This is a genomic window from Delftia sp. NA_296.1, assembly GCF_052692095.1.
This window is the reverse complement of the sequence record NZ_JBQZGF010000012.1, coordinates 201205-215202: the sequence shown is the minus strand read 5'-3', so window position 1 is coordinate 215202 and position 13998 is coordinate 201205. Positions and strand designations below refer to the sequence as shown.

Annotated in this window: 12 protein-coding genes; 4 read left to right on the top strand and 8 right to left on the bottom strand. The window is 67.5% G+C overall.

Annotated features, from left to right (window positions below):
- The 6 genes from ACUTR7_RS25895 to ACUTR7_RS25870 all read right to left on the bottom strand — a co-directional run.
- Positions 1-320: contractile injection system protein, VgrG/Pvc8 family (locus ACUTR7_RS25895; RefSeq protein WP_445610152.1), on the bottom strand; the 320-nt coding region annotated here is incomplete at its 3' end.
- A 235-nt stretch (positions 321-555) separates the two neighbouring features.
- Positions 556-1269 carry an ABC transporter ATP-binding protein gene (locus ACUTR7_RS25890; RefSeq protein ID WP_445610151.1) on the bottom strand — a complete coding sequence of 238 codons (714 nt, stop codon included), beginning with the start codon at positions 1267-1269 and terminating at the stop codon, positions 556-558.
- Entirely contained in the window at positions 1269-2063 is a 795-nt protein-coding gene (locus ACUTR7_RS25885) for an ABC transporter ATP-binding protein (protein WP_269198707.1), read from the bottom strand. Before ACUTR7_RS25885 ends, ACUTR7_RS25890 begins: the two co-directional genes overlap by 1 nt.
- The gene (locus tag ACUTR7_RS25880; RefSeq protein ID WP_012206285.1) at positions 2060-3022 is read right to left on the bottom strand and encodes a branched-chain amino acid ABC transporter permease; all 963 of its coding nucleotides are present in this window, start codon (positions 3020-3022) and stop codon (positions 2060-2062) included. Before ACUTR7_RS25880 ends, ACUTR7_RS25885 begins: the two co-directional genes overlap by 4 nt.
- A gap of 2 nt (positions 3023-3024) precedes the next feature.
- Positions 3025-3945, bottom strand: a complete 921-nt coding sequence (locus tag ACUTR7_RS25875; RefSeq protein WP_445610150.1) for a branched-chain amino acid ABC transporter permease — start codon at positions 3943-3945, stop codon at positions 3025-3027.
- Between the two features lie 110 nt (positions 3946-4055).
- The gene (locus ACUTR7_RS25870; RefSeq protein ID WP_065347534.1) at positions 4056-5231 is read right to left on the bottom strand and encodes an ABC transporter substrate-binding protein; all 1176 of its coding nucleotides are present in this window, start codon (positions 5229-5231) and stop codon (positions 4056-4058) included.
- Positions 5232-5428: 197 nt separating this feature from the next.
- Between ACUTR7_RS25870 and ACUTR7_RS25865 the strand changes: the two genes are divergently transcribed.
- Together ACUTR7_RS25865 and ACUTR7_RS25860 are read left to right on the top strand one after the other, a co-directional pair.
- Positions 5429-6334: an alpha/beta hydrolase gene (locus ACUTR7_RS25865; protein WP_445610149.1), complete on the top strand. Its 906-nt coding sequence runs from the start codon at positions 5429-5431 to the stop codon at positions 6332-6334.
- Complete coding sequence (locus tag ACUTR7_RS25860; protein ID WP_063325691.1) at positions 6331-6819, top strand: MarR family winged helix-turn-helix transcriptional regulator; 489 nt, start codon at positions 6331-6333, stop codon at positions 6817-6819. The genes ACUTR7_RS25865 and ACUTR7_RS25860 overlap by 4 nt, the downstream gene beginning before the upstream one ends.
- 22 nt (positions 6820-6841) lie before the next feature.
- Here ACUTR7_RS25860 and ACUTR7_RS25855 read toward each other — a convergent pair whose 3' ends face one another.
- Positions 6842-8443, bottom strand: a complete 1602-nt coding sequence (locus tag ACUTR7_RS25855) for a diguanylate cyclase (RefSeq protein ID WP_445610148.1) — start codon at positions 8441-8443, stop codon at positions 6842-6844.
- Positions 8444-8848: 405 nt separating this feature from the next.
- Positions 8849-10249 (bottom strand): ATP-dependent RNA helicase DbpA, encoded by a 1401-nt coding sequence (dbpA, locus tag ACUTR7_RS25850; RefSeq protein ID WP_445610156.1) that lies wholly within the window; start codon positions 10247-10249, stop codon positions 8849-8851.
- A gap of 353 nt (positions 10250-10602) precedes the next feature.
- Between dbpA and ACUTR7_RS25845 the strand changes: the two genes are divergently transcribed.
- Both ACUTR7_RS25845 and ACUTR7_RS25840 read left to right on the top strand, forming a co-directional pair.
- Positions 10603-12507, top strand: a complete 1905-nt coding sequence (locus ACUTR7_RS25845; RefSeq protein WP_445610147.1) for a DUF1800 domain-containing protein — start codon at positions 10603-10605, stop codon at positions 12505-12507.
- A 31-nt stretch (positions 12508-12538) separates the two neighbouring features.
- Positions 12539-13987 (top strand): DUF1501 domain-containing protein, encoded by a 1449-nt coding sequence (locus ACUTR7_RS25840; RefSeq protein ID WP_445610146.1) that lies wholly within the window; start codon positions 12539-12541, stop codon positions 13985-13987.
- Positions 13988-13998: the final 11 nt, after the last annotated feature.

Genomic DNA, 13998 nt, shown 5'->3' with positions numbered 1-13998 from the left:
TGGAAGATGCGAAAGTCGCTCTTGCGCGTGGCCAGCCACAGCCAGGGGCTCAGGCGCGCCTTGTAGGCGTAGTGGCGGTGGTCCTGGCCCTGCATGCCAAAGCGGGTGACGATGCCGTCGATGAAGCGCCTGCCGCCGCCCTGGGTTTCTATTTCGATGGTGGCGTTTTTGCCCAATAGGGCCTTGGGATCGATGCTCTCGCTTTCGCTGAGCATTTCTACATCGAGGCTGAAGAGCTGGCTGATGTTTTCCTGGCCGCGCAATTCACGGAAATGCAGCTGCTCGCCCAATGGCGTGTGTATGGTGACTCGGCGTGTCATAGTGCGCGCCGCCCTGCGGGCGGCCTCCCTGCTCTTGGTGAGCGGGGATCATAGACAAGCCGATGGCCATAGGGCAATCAAATGCAGGGCCAGATACATCCTGTAAATGTAAGCAATTGCCCATCTTGGATACAGACATGTATTTGAATGGCATGCCACCCATTGATCTTCAATGCCATTCAACCCTCCATCGCACCTTGAATTTCGCCTTGAACCGCGAATGCATTGCGCGTGCTCACACTCCCAAATACCGTTCCCACAGCGCTCTGTCCCCATCCAGCGCGGCCGAGTCTCCGCTCCACACGACCTTGCCGCGCTCTAGGATGAGGTGGCGGTCAGCCAGGCCCAGCAGGCGCTCCACGTATTTGTCGATGACCAGGATGGTCTGGCCGGCGGCACGCAGCTGGGCCAGGCAGGACCAGATCTCTTCGCGGATGCGGGGGGCCAGGCCCTCGGTGGCTTCGTCCAGGATCAACAGGCGCGGGTTGGTGACCAGGGCGCGGCCTATGGCCAGCATTTGCTGCTCGCCGCCTGACAGCTGGTTGCCCATGTTGGAGGCGCGCTCGCGCAGGCGGGGGAACAGCGCGAACACGTGCTCGGGCGTCCAGGGCTCTGCCGCGCCGGGGCTGCCCGAATTGCGCTGGGCCACAAAGGCCGTCAGGTGCTCACGCACCGTGAGATTGGGAAAGCACTGGCGGCCTTCGGGCACGATGGCCACGCCGGCGCGGGCGATGCGGTCGGTGGCCCAGCCGGCGATGTCCTGCCCGGCAAACACCATGCGGCCGGCGCGCAGCGGAAGTTGGCCCAGCAGCGTGCGAAGCAGCGTGGTCTTGCCCATGCCGTTGCGGCCCAGCAGGGTGACGACCTGGCCTGCCTCGATGCGGAGGTCCACGCCGAACAGCACCTGGCTGGGTCCGTAGCCGCTTTGCACGGCCTGCATTTCGAGCATCACGCGCCCTCCTTCACTTCTTCGTCTCCCAGGTAGGCCTGGCGCACATCGGCGTTGCCACGTATCTCGTCGGGCGTGCCGGTGGCGATGATGCGCCCGTAGACCAGCACGGAGATGCGGTCGGCCAGGCGAAACACGGCCTGCATGTCGTGCTCCACCAGCAGCATGGCGGCACGGCCGCGCAGGGACTCGATCAGCTCGGTCAGGCGCAGTGTTTCATCAGGCCCCATGCCAGCCATGGGCTCGTCCAGCAGCAGCACGCCGGGGCGCGCGGCCAGGGCCAGCGCGAATTCCAGCTTGCGCTGCTCGCCATGCGGCAGCGTGCCTGCGGGGCGTTGCAGCAGGCTGGCGTCAATGGCGCATTCGCGCGCCAGCTCGCGGGCCTGCTCGTAGAGCGCGGTCTCGGCCGCGCGCGGGCGCCAGAAGCTGAAGCTGCTGCCCGCATGCGCCTGTACGGCCAGCACCAGGTTGTCCAGCACGCTGGACTGCTTGAAGATGTTGGTGATCTGGAACGACCGCGACAGCCCCGCCGCCACGCGCTGGTGGGCGTTGAGCGCGCTCACATCGCGCCCCGCCAGCACCAGTTCGCCCGCATCGGCCGCCAGCGTGCCGGACAGCAGATGGATGAGCGTGGACTTGCCCGCTCCATTGGGGCCGATCAGCGCATGGATCTCGCCAGGCGCCAGCGACAGCGAGACATGGTCAGTGGCCAGCAGCGCGCCAAAGCGGCGCACCAGGCCCTTGGCCTCCAGGGCTGGAGTGGGAATGGAGATAGGTGTGGCCGCGCCGCTCATGCCTGCCTCCCGCGTGCGGGCCACAGGCCCATCAGGCCGCGCGGCGCACCGAACACCACGCACAGCAGCAGCAGGCCCAGCGGCAGGTGCCAGTACTCGGTCCACATGCGCAGCACTTCCTCCAGCGTCAGCATGACGACGGCGCCGGCTACGCCGCCCCAGCGCAGGCCCACGCCCCCCACCAGCACCATGATCAGCAGGTTGGCCGACTGGGTCCAGTGCATGAGGCTGGGGGAGATGAACAGGTTGTGGTTGGCCAGCAGCGCGCCCGCCAGCCCGGCCACGGCGCCGCTGAGCACAAAGGCTGCCAGCTTGATGCGGTAGACCGGGTAGCCCAGCGACTCCATGCGCGACTCGTTCTCGCGCACGCCCTGCAGCGCCTTGCCGAAGCGCGAATCCACCAGCCGCCCGAACACGGCCATCAGCACCGCGAACAGCGCCAGCACCACGTAGTAGAAGGAGACATCGTGGCCCAGGTCCAGCCCGGGCAGCACGGAATGGCCGGGCAGGTTCAGCCCGTCCTCGCCGCCGTACTGGCGCAGGGAGATGAAGATGTAGAACAGCATCTGCGCAAAGGCCAGCGTGATCATGATGAAGTACACGCCGCGCGTGCGCAGCGACACGGCGCCCGTGGCGGCGGCCAGCAGCCCGGCCAGCAGCGCGGCGGCCGGCCAGGCCACCAGGGCCGAGGTCACGCCGTTCATCGCCAGGATGCCCACCGCATAGGCCCCCGCACCGAAGAAGGCCGCATGCCCCAGCGCCACCATGCCGCCATAGCCCAGGATGAGGTTCAGGCTGGTGGCGGCCAGCGCGTAGATCAGCACGCGGCGCACGAAGGAGATGTAGAAGTCCAGCCCCAGCGCCGGAGCCACCAGCGGGAACACCGCCAGCGCCAGCAGCGCGAGCACGGTCCAGAAGAACCGGGCCTGGAACCTGCCTTGCAATGTGCTGTGTTCCATGCTCAGCCTCGCGCGGGGAAAAGGCCGGAAGGCCGGTACACCAGCACCACCGCCATCAGCACATAGATGGAAATCGCCGCCAGCGTGGGCCCCACGCTGGATGCCACGGCCGGGGAGAACACCTGGCGCAGCAGCATGGGCAGAAAGGCCCGCCCCGCCGTATCCACCATGCCCACCAGCAAGGCGCCAACCAGGGCACCGCGTATGGAGCCTATGCCGCCGATGACGATGCACACCAGCACCAGGATGAGGATCTCTTCCCCCATGCCGACCTGCACCGAGGTGATGGGCCCCAGCAGCGCCCCCGCCACCGCCGCCAGCATGGCGCCCAGCGTGAACACGCCCAGGAACAGCAGCGGCACGCGCACGCCCATCAGCGTGGCCATCTGGCGGTTGGAGGCGCCTGCCCGCACCAGCACGCCGGCGCGCGTGCGCGTCACGAACCAATACAGGCCCAACGCGGCGGCCAGGCCGAAGACGATGATCATCAGCCGGTAGGCCGGGTACATGAGATCGGGCAGCAGCTGCACCGGCCCGGACAGCGCGGCCGGCATGTTGAGCATCACCGGCGCCGGGCCCCAGACCATCTTGACCAGGTCATTGGCAATGAGGATGACGGCATAGCTGCCCAGCACCTGGGCCAGATGGTCACGCACGGCAAGGCGGCGTATCAGCACCAGCTCCAGCACCACACCCGCCGCGGCCGTGGCCACGGCCGCCACCAGCACGGCCGCGGTGAACGAGCCCGTGCGCTGCATGGTCTCGGCCGCCACATAGGCGCCCGCCATGTACAGCGAGCCATGGGCCAGGTTCATGATGTCCATGATGCCGAACACCAGGGTCAGCCCGGCCGCGATCAGAAACAGCATCAGCCCGAACTGCAGGCCATTCAGCAATTGCTCCAAGAGCAGCGTCCACGTCATCCACACGCCCCCTGCCGCAGGCGCAGTGGCCCGCACGCGGTCAACAAATCATCCGGCTATGAAAATCAAGATCAAGGCACGCCGCGCCCGACGGGGGCGCGGCGGCGGGGTCACATCTTGCAGTCGTTGACGTAGACGTCTTGATATTTATCGAACACCTTGCCCACCAGCTTGTTGGTGATGCGGCCGCTGCCGTCCTTCTCGATCACGCGCTGGTAGTAGGCCTGGATGGGATAGTGGTTCTTGCCGTACGTGAAGGGGCCGCGCACCGAGGCGTAGTCGGCCTTCTCCAGCGCCTTGACAATGGCCTGGCGGTCCGAGGCCTTGCCGCCGGATTGCTTGACCGCCGCATCCATGGCCATGATCACGTCATACGCCTGGGCCGCGTAGACCGAGGGGTTGCGGCCCTTGTACTCCTTGCGGAAGGCCTCGACAAAGGCCTTGTTCTGCGGCACGTCCAGGTCATGCGCCCACTGCGCGGTATTGACCATGCCCAGCATGGGCTCGCCCACGGCCTGGATCACGTCCTCGTCGGCCGAGAAGCCCGGGCCGATCAGCTTGACGCTTTGCGACAGCCCCGTGGACACGAACTGCTTGACGAAGTTGATGCCCATGCCGCCCGGCAGGAAGATGTAGACCGCATCGGGCTTGGCCGCGCGGATCTGGGCCAGCTCGGCCGCGTAGTCGATCTGGCCCAGCTTGGTGTAGACCTCTTCGCCGGGCGCGGTCTTGTAGCCGCGCTTGAAGCCGACCAGCGCATCCTTGCCGGCCGGATAGTCGGGCGCCATGATGAACATCTTCTTGAAGCCACGGTCGGCGGCCAGCTTGCCGGCTGCCTCGTGGAAGGCATCGTTCTGGTAGGAGGTGCCGAACCAGAACGCATTGCACTGCGCGCCCGCGAACTGGCTGGGGCCGGGGTTGTTGGACAGGTAGGGCACCTTGGCGCCGAACAGCGCCGGGCCCACGGCCAGGGCCACGTTGGAGCCGATGGGGCCGGTGAAGAAATCCACCTTGTCGCGCTGTATGTAGCGCGTGACCAGCTGGCGCGCCTGGTCGGGATTGCCGCCCATGTCGGTCTGCAGGAACTCGGCCGGCTGGCCGCCCAGCTTGCTGCCCAGCTGCTTGATGGCGAGGTTGAAGCCGTCACGCGCCTCGGCGCCCAGCGCGGCAAACGGCCCGGAAATATCGTTGGCGATACCGACCTTGATGGTGTCCGCCTGCGCAAGCGCGGGAACAAAGGCAGGGGCCAGGGCCGCTGCGGCCAGGAAGGGGGTGAGGAAACGCATGCTGCTGTGCTCCTTGCGCGGGCCGCGCGGATGGCAATCGGTGGTGAGGCAGTCTTCCGTCACGCTGGACGGGAAACTCTGTAAGGGCTGGAACGGTTGGCGCGGGTCTTAGTTTAGGTTTAAAGTATTTTGCAGAACAAGTCTGGGACTTGTACCAATACCTGCCATACAAACCATTTCGCGCCATCTCCGTTCCAATGCCCGCACTCTACCGTCACTACGACCGCGCCGGACTCGATGTCCAGTACAACGCCCGCGCGACGGTACCTGACATCACCCCCATCATCAAGGCCTATGCCGACGACAGCCGGGCCGCGCGCCAGAGCCTGCCCTGCGCGCTGAACGTGGCCTACGGCGAGCATGCCGATGAGCTGCTGGACATTTTCCCGGCAGCAACCGGGGCGGCAGGCGCCCCTGTGCTCTTCTTCATCCACGGCGGGTACTGGCGGCTGCTGTCCAAGGACGACTCCAGCGGCATGGCTCCCACCTTCACGCGCGCCGGCGCCGTGGTGGTGGCCCTGAACTACTCGCTGGCGCCCGCCGTCACGCTGGACCGCATCGTGGACCAGACACGCCGCGCCCTGGCCTGGGTGCATGCCCACATCGCCCGCTACGGCGGCGACCCGGGCCGCATCCATGTCTGCGGCAGCTCGGCCGGCGGCCACCTGGCGGGCATGCTGCTGGCCGCCGGCTGGCATGCGGACTACGGCGTGCCCGAGGACGTGGTGCGCGGCGCCGCACCGCTGTCGGGCCTGTTCGACCTGCGCCCGCTGGTGTACACCCACATCAACGAATGGATGCGCCTGAGCGAGCAGGACGCCATTCGCAACAGCCCCGCTCTCCTGCCGCACGGCGCGGCCTGCCCGCTCATCGTCAGCTACGGCGAGAGCGAGACCGATGAATTCAAGCGCCAGAGCGACGACTACCTGGCCGCCTGGAACCAGCGCCGTGGCCCCGGCCCATCCTCCGGCCAGTACGTGGCCATGCCCGGCACCAACCATTTCGACATCGTGCTCACCCTGAACGACCCGGCCAGCCCGCTGACGCGCGCCATCCTCGCGCAGATGGGCTTGAACGCCCCCACACCGCAGAACCAGCCATGACCCACGCTCCCGACCTGGAGTCGCGCGCCGCGCCCGACGACCACCATGCGCTGCGCCTGTGGCTGCGCATGCTCACCTGCTGCAACCTCATCGAAGGCGAGATCCGCAACCGCCTGCGCAGCGAATTCGACACCACCCTGCCCCGCTTCGACCTCATGGCCCAGCTGCAGCGCGCGCCCGAGGGCATGAAGATGGGCGAGCTGTCGCGCCACATGATGGTGACCAACGGCAACATCACCGGCATCACTGACCAGTTGGAGAAAGAAGGCCTGGTGGTGCGCACCAAGGTGGAGTCCGACCGGCGCAGCTCCGTGCTGCACCTCACCCCGCTGGGCCGCAAGACCTTTGCGCGCATGGCCAAGGCGCATGAATCCTGGGTCATGGGCATGTTCGGCGACATGCCGCAGGCCAGCCGCAACGCCCTGTACCAGGCGCTGGGCGACCTCAAGCAGCAGGTGGTGGCCCACCGCTCGCCTACGGACTGAGCGCGCGCAGACCCAAGCCCATTCAGCCCTGCACGCAGTTGCGCCCTGCGGCCTTGGCGCGGTACAGCGCACGGTCGGCCGCCTCCACCAGCGCCACGGCGGCATCTTGGGTGGAGCCTGGTGTCGCGCCTTGGGTCGCGCCAGCCTCATCACCCTGCGTCGTGGCCACGCCAATGCTGGCAGTCACATGGCCAAAGCGGCTGATGCGGTGATCCAGGGCCAGGCCCTCGATGCGCGCGCGCAGCCGCTCGGCCACCTGCTGCGCGCCGGCCTTGTCGGTATTGGGCAGCACCACGGCCAGCTCTTCCCCGCCATAGCGCGCCGCCATGTCGCCGGGCCGCTGCACCGCCTGGGCCAGCGCGCTGCACACGGCCTGCAGGCAGGCATCGCCCGCCACATGGCCGTAGGCATCGTTGTAGCCCTTGAAGTAGTCCAGGTCGATCAGCAGCAGCGACAGCGGCGTGCCCTCGCGCGCAGCGCGACGGGCCTCGCGCTCCAGCACCTCGTCAAAGCGGCGGCGGTTGGCCAGGCCCGTCAACTGGTCCTGGGCGGCCAGCACTTCCAGCCGGCGATTGGCGTCCAGCAATTCCTCGCGCGCGCTGACCAGGGAGCATTCGGCGCGCGAACGCAGCCGCATCGCGGCCGTCAGGCGCCAGCCGATCAACGCAATCGCCAGAAACAGCCCCAGCACCACGGCCAGCGTCAGCAGCGCCTGGCGCCGCCAGGAGCTCAACGCCTCATCGCGGCCCAGGGCCACCGTGGTCACCAGCGGATAGCGCTCGCTGCGCAGGAAGGCGTAGATTCTTTCCGTGCCATCCAGGGCCGAGCGGAACGACGCCGTGCCCGACATCGCCCCCACGTAGTGGCGCAGGAAATTGGGCGACTGCGAGAAGTCCCGCCCCAGGTCCTGCTCGCGGAACGGGTGGCGCACCAGCAACTGCCCGCCCGGCGTGCTCAGCGCAATGGCCCCCTTCTCGCCGATATCGATCTTGCCGAACAGCCGCAGGAAATTCTCCACACCCAGCGCCACCACCACCGCGCCTGCAAACTGGCCCTCGGCGTCCGTATAGCGCCGGCTGATGGTGATCACCCATTCGCCCGTGGAGCGGCTGCGGATCGGCGGCCCGATGTAGATGCCTGACGATGCGTCGTCACGGTGGTGCGTGAAGTAGTCCCGGCCGGAGCTTTCCGATCCTTCGGGGAACGCCCCCTTGGACGACATCAGCCAATGGCCCTGCGCATCCACGATCAGCAACTCGTTGAGCTGGTTCAGCAGATGCTCCTGCCGGTTGACCAGATACAGCACCCGCTCCAGGAGCACGGGGCTGGTGCCATCCACCTCCAGCCGCTCGGCAATGCCCAGCAGCAGCATGGAGCTTTGGGTGATCACGCCCTCGGCATAGGTGTTCAGTGTCTGGGCCAGGTTGCGGTTGCTGGTATCGACCTCGGCCAGCGTGCGCTGGCGCGCCGCCACCAATTGCCAGACCGTGGCCGCAGAAACCGACACGAACACCACCGCCAGCAACCAGGCCACCAGGCGGGCATCACGCTTCACGGGCCGGCCTCTGCCCCCGCACCAGGCCTTTGTCCACCAATCCCTCTCCATCACATGCACCTGCGCCATCTCGGCAGTCCTGCTGCCGTCCGATCTTGGGTTTTCTGCATCCGGCTCAGCACCTGGGCAGCGTCTTTGCGCGGGCGTATCCGACCTTGACTCAAGTCAAGCCGGAAAAACCCGCGAACCCGGTATTGTCCCCGGCTTCGGAAAAATCGGCCGGACGGGTTGGGATTGGGGAGTGGTGGCTGGGTAGGCGCCCAGGTTTCGGATAGTACTTCGTCGTTCCCCCGGGGACACGGGTTTGGCGGCCCGTACACAGGCGCAGCGGGAGGCGCGGAAGGGGGCTGTTGAGGCGGTGCAGGCCAGGGCGGTCATGAGGGGGCCTGCGGGTTAGGCAGGGCCGCTTGAAGGGGCGGAGCGCGTTCAGCCAAGTGCAGACATTCGCACGCCGACTGATGCGCCTGAAACCCCTCAATCCTTGAGCAAGCGCGCCTTCACCGTTCGCCCCTTGATCTTCCCGCTATTGAGCCGGGCAACCACGTCATGGGCAATCTTGCGGTCCACGGCCACATAGGTTGCGAACTCGTTGATGTCGATCTTGCCCACTTGCTCGCGGGTGTAGCCCAGGTCTGCGGTGAGCGCGCCCAGCACGTCGCCCGGGCGGATCTTGTCCTTGCGGCTGGCATTGATGTGGATGGTGGCCTTGGATGGCAGGAGCCGGCCGCCGGGAGCCGGTGTCAGTTCGTCCAGCGGGTACCAGACGGATGGGCTGCCCTGCATCTGTTCGATGTTACCGACCGCGCCCATTTCGTCCATCGTCGCAAGACTCAGGGCCAAACCTTTCTGGCCGGCGCGGCCTGTGCGGCCGATGCGGTGCACGTGCACTTCAGGGTCGGGCGTGATGTCCACGTTGATGACGGCGCCCAGATTGGTCACATCGAGCCCGCGAGCCGCCACATCGGTGGCGACCAGCACGGAGCAGCTGCCGTTCACGAAGCGCACCAGCACCTGGTCACGATCACGCTGCTCCAGATCGCCGTGCAGCTCCAGCGCGCTGTAGCCCTGGGCCTGCAGCAGCTCGGCAAGGGCCCGGCAGCGCGCCTTGGTATTGCAGAAGGCCAGCGTGCTCTCGGGCCGGAAATGCTCCAGCAGGCGAACCACCGAAGGCAAGCGCTCTTCCTTGTCCACCTCGTACCAGCGCTGCTCGATCTGCTCGCCGCTGTGCTGCGCGGCGACCTTGACCGTGACCGGGTCACGCATGAAGCGCGCGGCCAGCTTGGCGATGCCTTCAGGGTAGGTGGCGGAGAACAGCAAGGTCTGGCGCTGTGGGGGGCACTGCTTGGCGACTTTGGCGATGTCATCGACGAAACCCATGTCGAGCATGCGATCCGCTTCGTCGAGCACCAAGGTGTTCAGCGAATCAAGGTTCAGATTGCCCCGATCCAGGTGATCGATCACACGGCCGGGCGTGCCGACGATCACGTGCGCGCCGTTCTCCAGGCTCGCGTTCTGGCCGCGCAGCGGAACGCCGCCGGACAGGGTCACCACCTTGACGTTGTCTTCCGCACGCGCCAGGCGGCGAATCTCGGTCGTCACCTGATCGGCCAGCTCGCGGGTGGGGCAGAGCACCAGGCCTTGCACCGAGAAATTGCGCGTATCCAGCTTGGCCAGCAGCGCCAGGGCAAAGGCCGCGGTCTTGCCGCTGCCGGTCTTGGCCTGAGCGATCACATCCTTGCCTTCAAGCGCAGGGGGCAGGCTGGCGAGCTGGATCGCCGTCATTTCAAGGTAGCCGAGCCGCTCAAGATTGGCGAGCGTTGCCGGCGAAAGCGCAAGTTTGTCGAAGGAATGGGGGGAAGCCGAGGGAGGAGTCATGGGGGGCATTTTAAAGTTGGCGATTTCAAGACCGCAGCGCACACGTTGGTCACTGAAAAAGAACAGGAGGCATGCTGGGCCATTGCCAGCATGTGCGAGAGGACGGCCAGCGGGGGGGTTGAAGCCATGGATGGCAAAAGACGCGTCAACCGGCGACGGCCCCCGGGCGAGACCCATGCGTCTTGGCCCAACGCCGTGTTTCTGCATGCCGCCCCTGCAACGCATAACATCTTGACACGCTTTAGGACTGCAAAGTGTCCGCTCACATCCGAAATCCTTGGAACACTCTGCGCCACGCGCCGAGGAGCGGGGCAGTCCGTCACCCCGCCCCGGCCGCCGCCTGAAAGCCCGCAATGCACCCCACATCACAGGCTGCAGCCTCCACGCTGCAGCCGCCCGACCGCGCGCCCGCGAACTCCTACCCGGCCTGCGCAGAGCCAAACCACCTCAGCCACGAAGCCAAGAGTTCCTTGATGCCCCCCGCCATGGCCGCCTCCCTGGCGGCCGCGCTGCTGGTGGCCTGCGGAGGCGGTGGGGGCGATACGGCACCCGGTACCGGCAATGGGGGCAACGGCGGCACGGGCACCGGCCCTGGTGGCGGAACCGGTCCCGGTACGGGCACCACGGCCACCCCCGCCAGCGACGAAGAAGCCGCGCGTTTCCTGCTGCAGGCGCAGTTCTCGGCCACTGACGAGGAGATCGCAGCGCTGCGCGCCAAGGGCTACGGCCCCTGGCTGGCCGAGCAGTTCGCGCTGCCCGTGGACACCACGGGCACGGCCTGGCTGATGCAGCGCGGCTACGGCGTGGCAGAGGCTGGCACGCGCTACGACAACGTTTCGTATCCCTCCGACTTCATGCTCTGGAGCCAGCTTTTCACGGAGCGCGACGCGGTGCGCAAGCGTGTGGCATTGGCGCTGTCGGAGATCATGGTGGTCTCCACCACCGGGCTGGAGCAGCCCTGGAGCATTTTCCTGGCCTCCGGCTACTGGGATCTGCTGAACCAGCACGCCTTCGGCAACTTCCGCACGCTGCTGGAGGCCGTCACGCTCAGCCCGGCCATGGGCATCTACCTGAGCACGCGCGGCAACCAGAAGGAAGACGCCCGCAGCGGCCGCCAGCCCGACGAGAACTACGCCCGCGAGGTGATGCAGCTGTTCACCATCGGCCTCTACCGCCTCAACCCCGACGGCACCGAGCAGCGCGACGGCAGCGGCAACCGCATCGACACCTATTCGGCAGCCGACGTGAGCAATCTGGCGCGCGTCTTCACCGGCTACGACTACGACACCAGCAAGAACCAGCCCACCAACCTGAGCGGCAGCACGGTGACGGGGCTGCAGCAGGCGCTGCTGCCCATGGCCTTCAACGCCGCGCGCCATTCCACGCTGGCCGCCACTTTCCTGGGCACCACCGTGGCTGCGGGCACGTCGGGGCCAGCGGCGCTGAAGGCGGCGCTGGACACGCTGTTCAACCACCCCAATGTCGGGCCCTTCATCGGGCGACAGCTGATCCAGCGTCTGGTCACCAGCAACCCCAGCCCCGCCTATGTGGGGCGCGTGGCCGCCGCCTTCGCCGACAACGGCAGCGGCACGCGGGGCGACCTGCGCGCCGTGATCGCCACCGTGCTGCTGGACCCGGAGGCGCGCGGCGCGGCAGGGCTTGCCAGCCCCCAGTACGGCCGCCTGCGCGAGCCCATGGTGCGCTTCGTGCAATGGGGCCGCACCTTCGGTCTGCGGTCGGCACGCGGCACCTGGAAGATCGACAACCTGAGCGACCCGGCCACCCGCCTGGGCCAGAGCCCGCTGCGCTCGGGCTCGGTGTTCAACTTCTTCCGCCCGGGCTACGTGCCGCCCTCCACCCCCCTGGCCACGACGGGCCAGGTGGCGCCGGAGTTCCAGATCGTCACCGAAACCAGCGTGAGCGGCTACCTGAACTTCATGCAGAACGTGATCCGCTTCGGCTACTACGTGAACGCGCCTGACCTGCCCCAGGGCGGCAGCAGCGCAGCCAACGGCTTCGACATCACCTGCAGCTACGCCAACCTGCTGCCCCTGGTGGCCGACGCCGCCGCGCTGGTGCGCAAGGTGGCGCTGCTGCTGTCGGCAGGGCAGGTATCGGCCGCCACACAGGCGCGCATCGTGGCAGCGCTCAATGCCACGCCGGTGACGGCCACCAGCAACGCCGCCACCCAGCTCAACCGCGTGGCAGCCGCCGTGCTGCTGGTGATGGCCAGTCCCGAATATCTGGTGCAGAAGTGACCGAACGTCTGCAAAGCAAAGCGATATCGCCATGAATTTCATCGACCCCGCCCGCCACACGCGCCGCGCATTCCTGCGCCGCAGCACGCAACTGGCCGCCGCCGGCACCGCCCTGCCCTTCGCCCTGAATCTTGCCGCGCTGGGCGAGGCCGCCGCCTTCGAGGCGAACGACTACAAGGCGCTGGTCTGCGTCTTCCTCTACGGCGGCTGCGACTACGCCAACACCGTCGTGCCCTACGACAGCACCCGCTACGGGCAGTACTCCATCATCCGCGGCGGCAACAGCGATGGCACGGCCGGTGGCATTGCCCTGGCCCGCGCCGCGCTGGGCAATACGCTGCTGCAACCCCGCACGGCGCTGGCCGGTGGCATGCAGTACGCGCTGCACCCGTCCATGACGGGCCTGGCCGGCCTCTTCAACGCGGGCCGCGCGGCGGTGCAGCTGAACGTCGGCCCGCTGCTGGTGCCGCTCACGCGGGCCCAATATGCCACCGGCGACCGGCGCAGCTACCCGCTGCCGCCCAAGCTTTTCTCGCACAACGACCAGCAGTCGGTCTGGCAGTCGCAGGGCGCCGAAGGCTCCACCGTGGGCTGGGGCGGCAACCTGGGCGACCTGGCGCTGTCGTCCAACGCCACGTCGCTCTTCACCTGCATCTCGGCCACGGGCAACGCCGTGTTTCTCTCGGGCGACCAGGCGCTGCAGTACCAGATCAGCCCGGGCGGCGCCGTGCCCATCAACGCCGTCAAGGGCGCCAACGTCTATGGATCGACCGCCGTGCGCGGCCTGCTGAGCGAGCTGGTGCAGACGGCCGGCAGCCATGCAATGGAGGCCGAGTACGCCCGCGTCACGCAGCGCTCCATCAGTGCCGAGGGGCAGATCTCTTCGGCCCTCTCCAGCGGCAGCCTGTCCACCGCCTTCCCTGCCAGCAACCCGCTGGCCGACCAGCTCAAGGTGGTGGCCCGGCTCATCGCCGGACGCAACGCGCTGGGCACGCGCCGACAGGTGTTCTTCGTCTCGCTGGGCGGGTTCGACCTGCACGACAACCTGATCGCCAACCAGCCGCAGCTGCTCGACAAGGTAAGCAGCGCCATGACGGCCTTCTACAACGCCACGGCCGAGCTCGGCGTGGCCGACAAGGTCACGGCCTTCACCGCGTCGGACTTCGGCCGCACGCTGACTTCCAACGGCGACGGCTCGGACCATGGCTGGGGCAGCCACCACTTCGTCGTGGGCGGCGCGGTGCGTGGCGCGTCCTTCTATGGCGCGCCACCGCCCATCAGCGTGGGCAACGGCAGCGGCAGCGAAGACCAGTGGCACGTCGGCCAGGGGCGCCTGTTGCCCAGCACCGCCGTGGACCAGTACGCCGCCACCCTGGCGCGCTGGTTCGGCGTGGCCAATACCGAGCTGGCGGGGGTGCTGCCGCACATCGGCAACTTCGGCGGCTCGGCGTACCCCATCGATCTGGGGTTCATGGGCTGAAGCCTTGCTTT

Excerpts from the sequence above, each read along its gene's own strand:
- ACUTR7_RS25890 (WP_445610151.1), bottom strand. The coding sequence starts at position 1,269 with ATGCTCGAAATGCAGGCCGTGCAAAGCGGCTACGGACCCAGCCAGGTG.
- ACUTR7_RS25885 (WP_269198707.1), bottom strand. The coding sequence starts at position 2,063 with ATGAGCGGCGCGGCCACACCTATCTCCATTCCCACTCCAGCCCTGGAG.
- ACUTR7_RS25880 (WP_012206285.1), bottom strand. The coding sequence starts at position 3,022 with ATGGAACACAGCACATTGCAAGGCAGGTTCCAGGCCCGGTTCTTCTGG.
- ACUTR7_RS25875 (WP_445610150.1), bottom strand. The coding sequence starts at position 3,945 with ATGACGTGGACGCTGCTCTTGGAGCAATTGCTGAATGGCCTGCAGTTC.
- ACUTR7_RS25870 (WP_065347534.1), bottom strand. The coding sequence starts at position 5,231 with ATGCGTTTCCTCACCCCCTTCCTGGCCGCAGCGGCCCTGGCCCCTGCC.
- ACUTR7_RS25865 (WP_445610149.1), top strand. The coding sequence starts at position 5,429 with ATGCCCGCACTCTACCGTCACTACGACCGCGCCGGACTCGATGTCCAG.
- ACUTR7_RS25860 (WP_063325691.1), top strand. The coding sequence starts at position 6,331 with ATGACCCACGCTCCCGACCTGGAGTCGCGCGCCGCGCCCGACGACCAC.
- ACUTR7_RS25855 (WP_445610148.1), bottom strand. The coding sequence starts at position 8,443 with ATGGCGCAGGTGCATGTGATGGAGAGGGATTGGTGGACAAAGGCCTGG.
- dbpA (WP_445610156.1), bottom strand. The coding sequence starts at position 10,249 with ATGACTCCTCCCTCGGCTTCCCCCCATTCCTTCGACAAACTTGCGCTT.
- ACUTR7_RS25845 (WP_445610147.1), top strand. The coding sequence starts at position 10,603 with ATGCACCCCACATCACAGGCTGCAGCCTCCACGCTGCAGCCGCCCGAC.
- ACUTR7_RS25840 (WP_445610146.1), top strand. The coding sequence starts at position 12,539 with ATGAATTTCATCGACCCCGCCCGCCACACGCGCCGCGCATTCCTGCGC.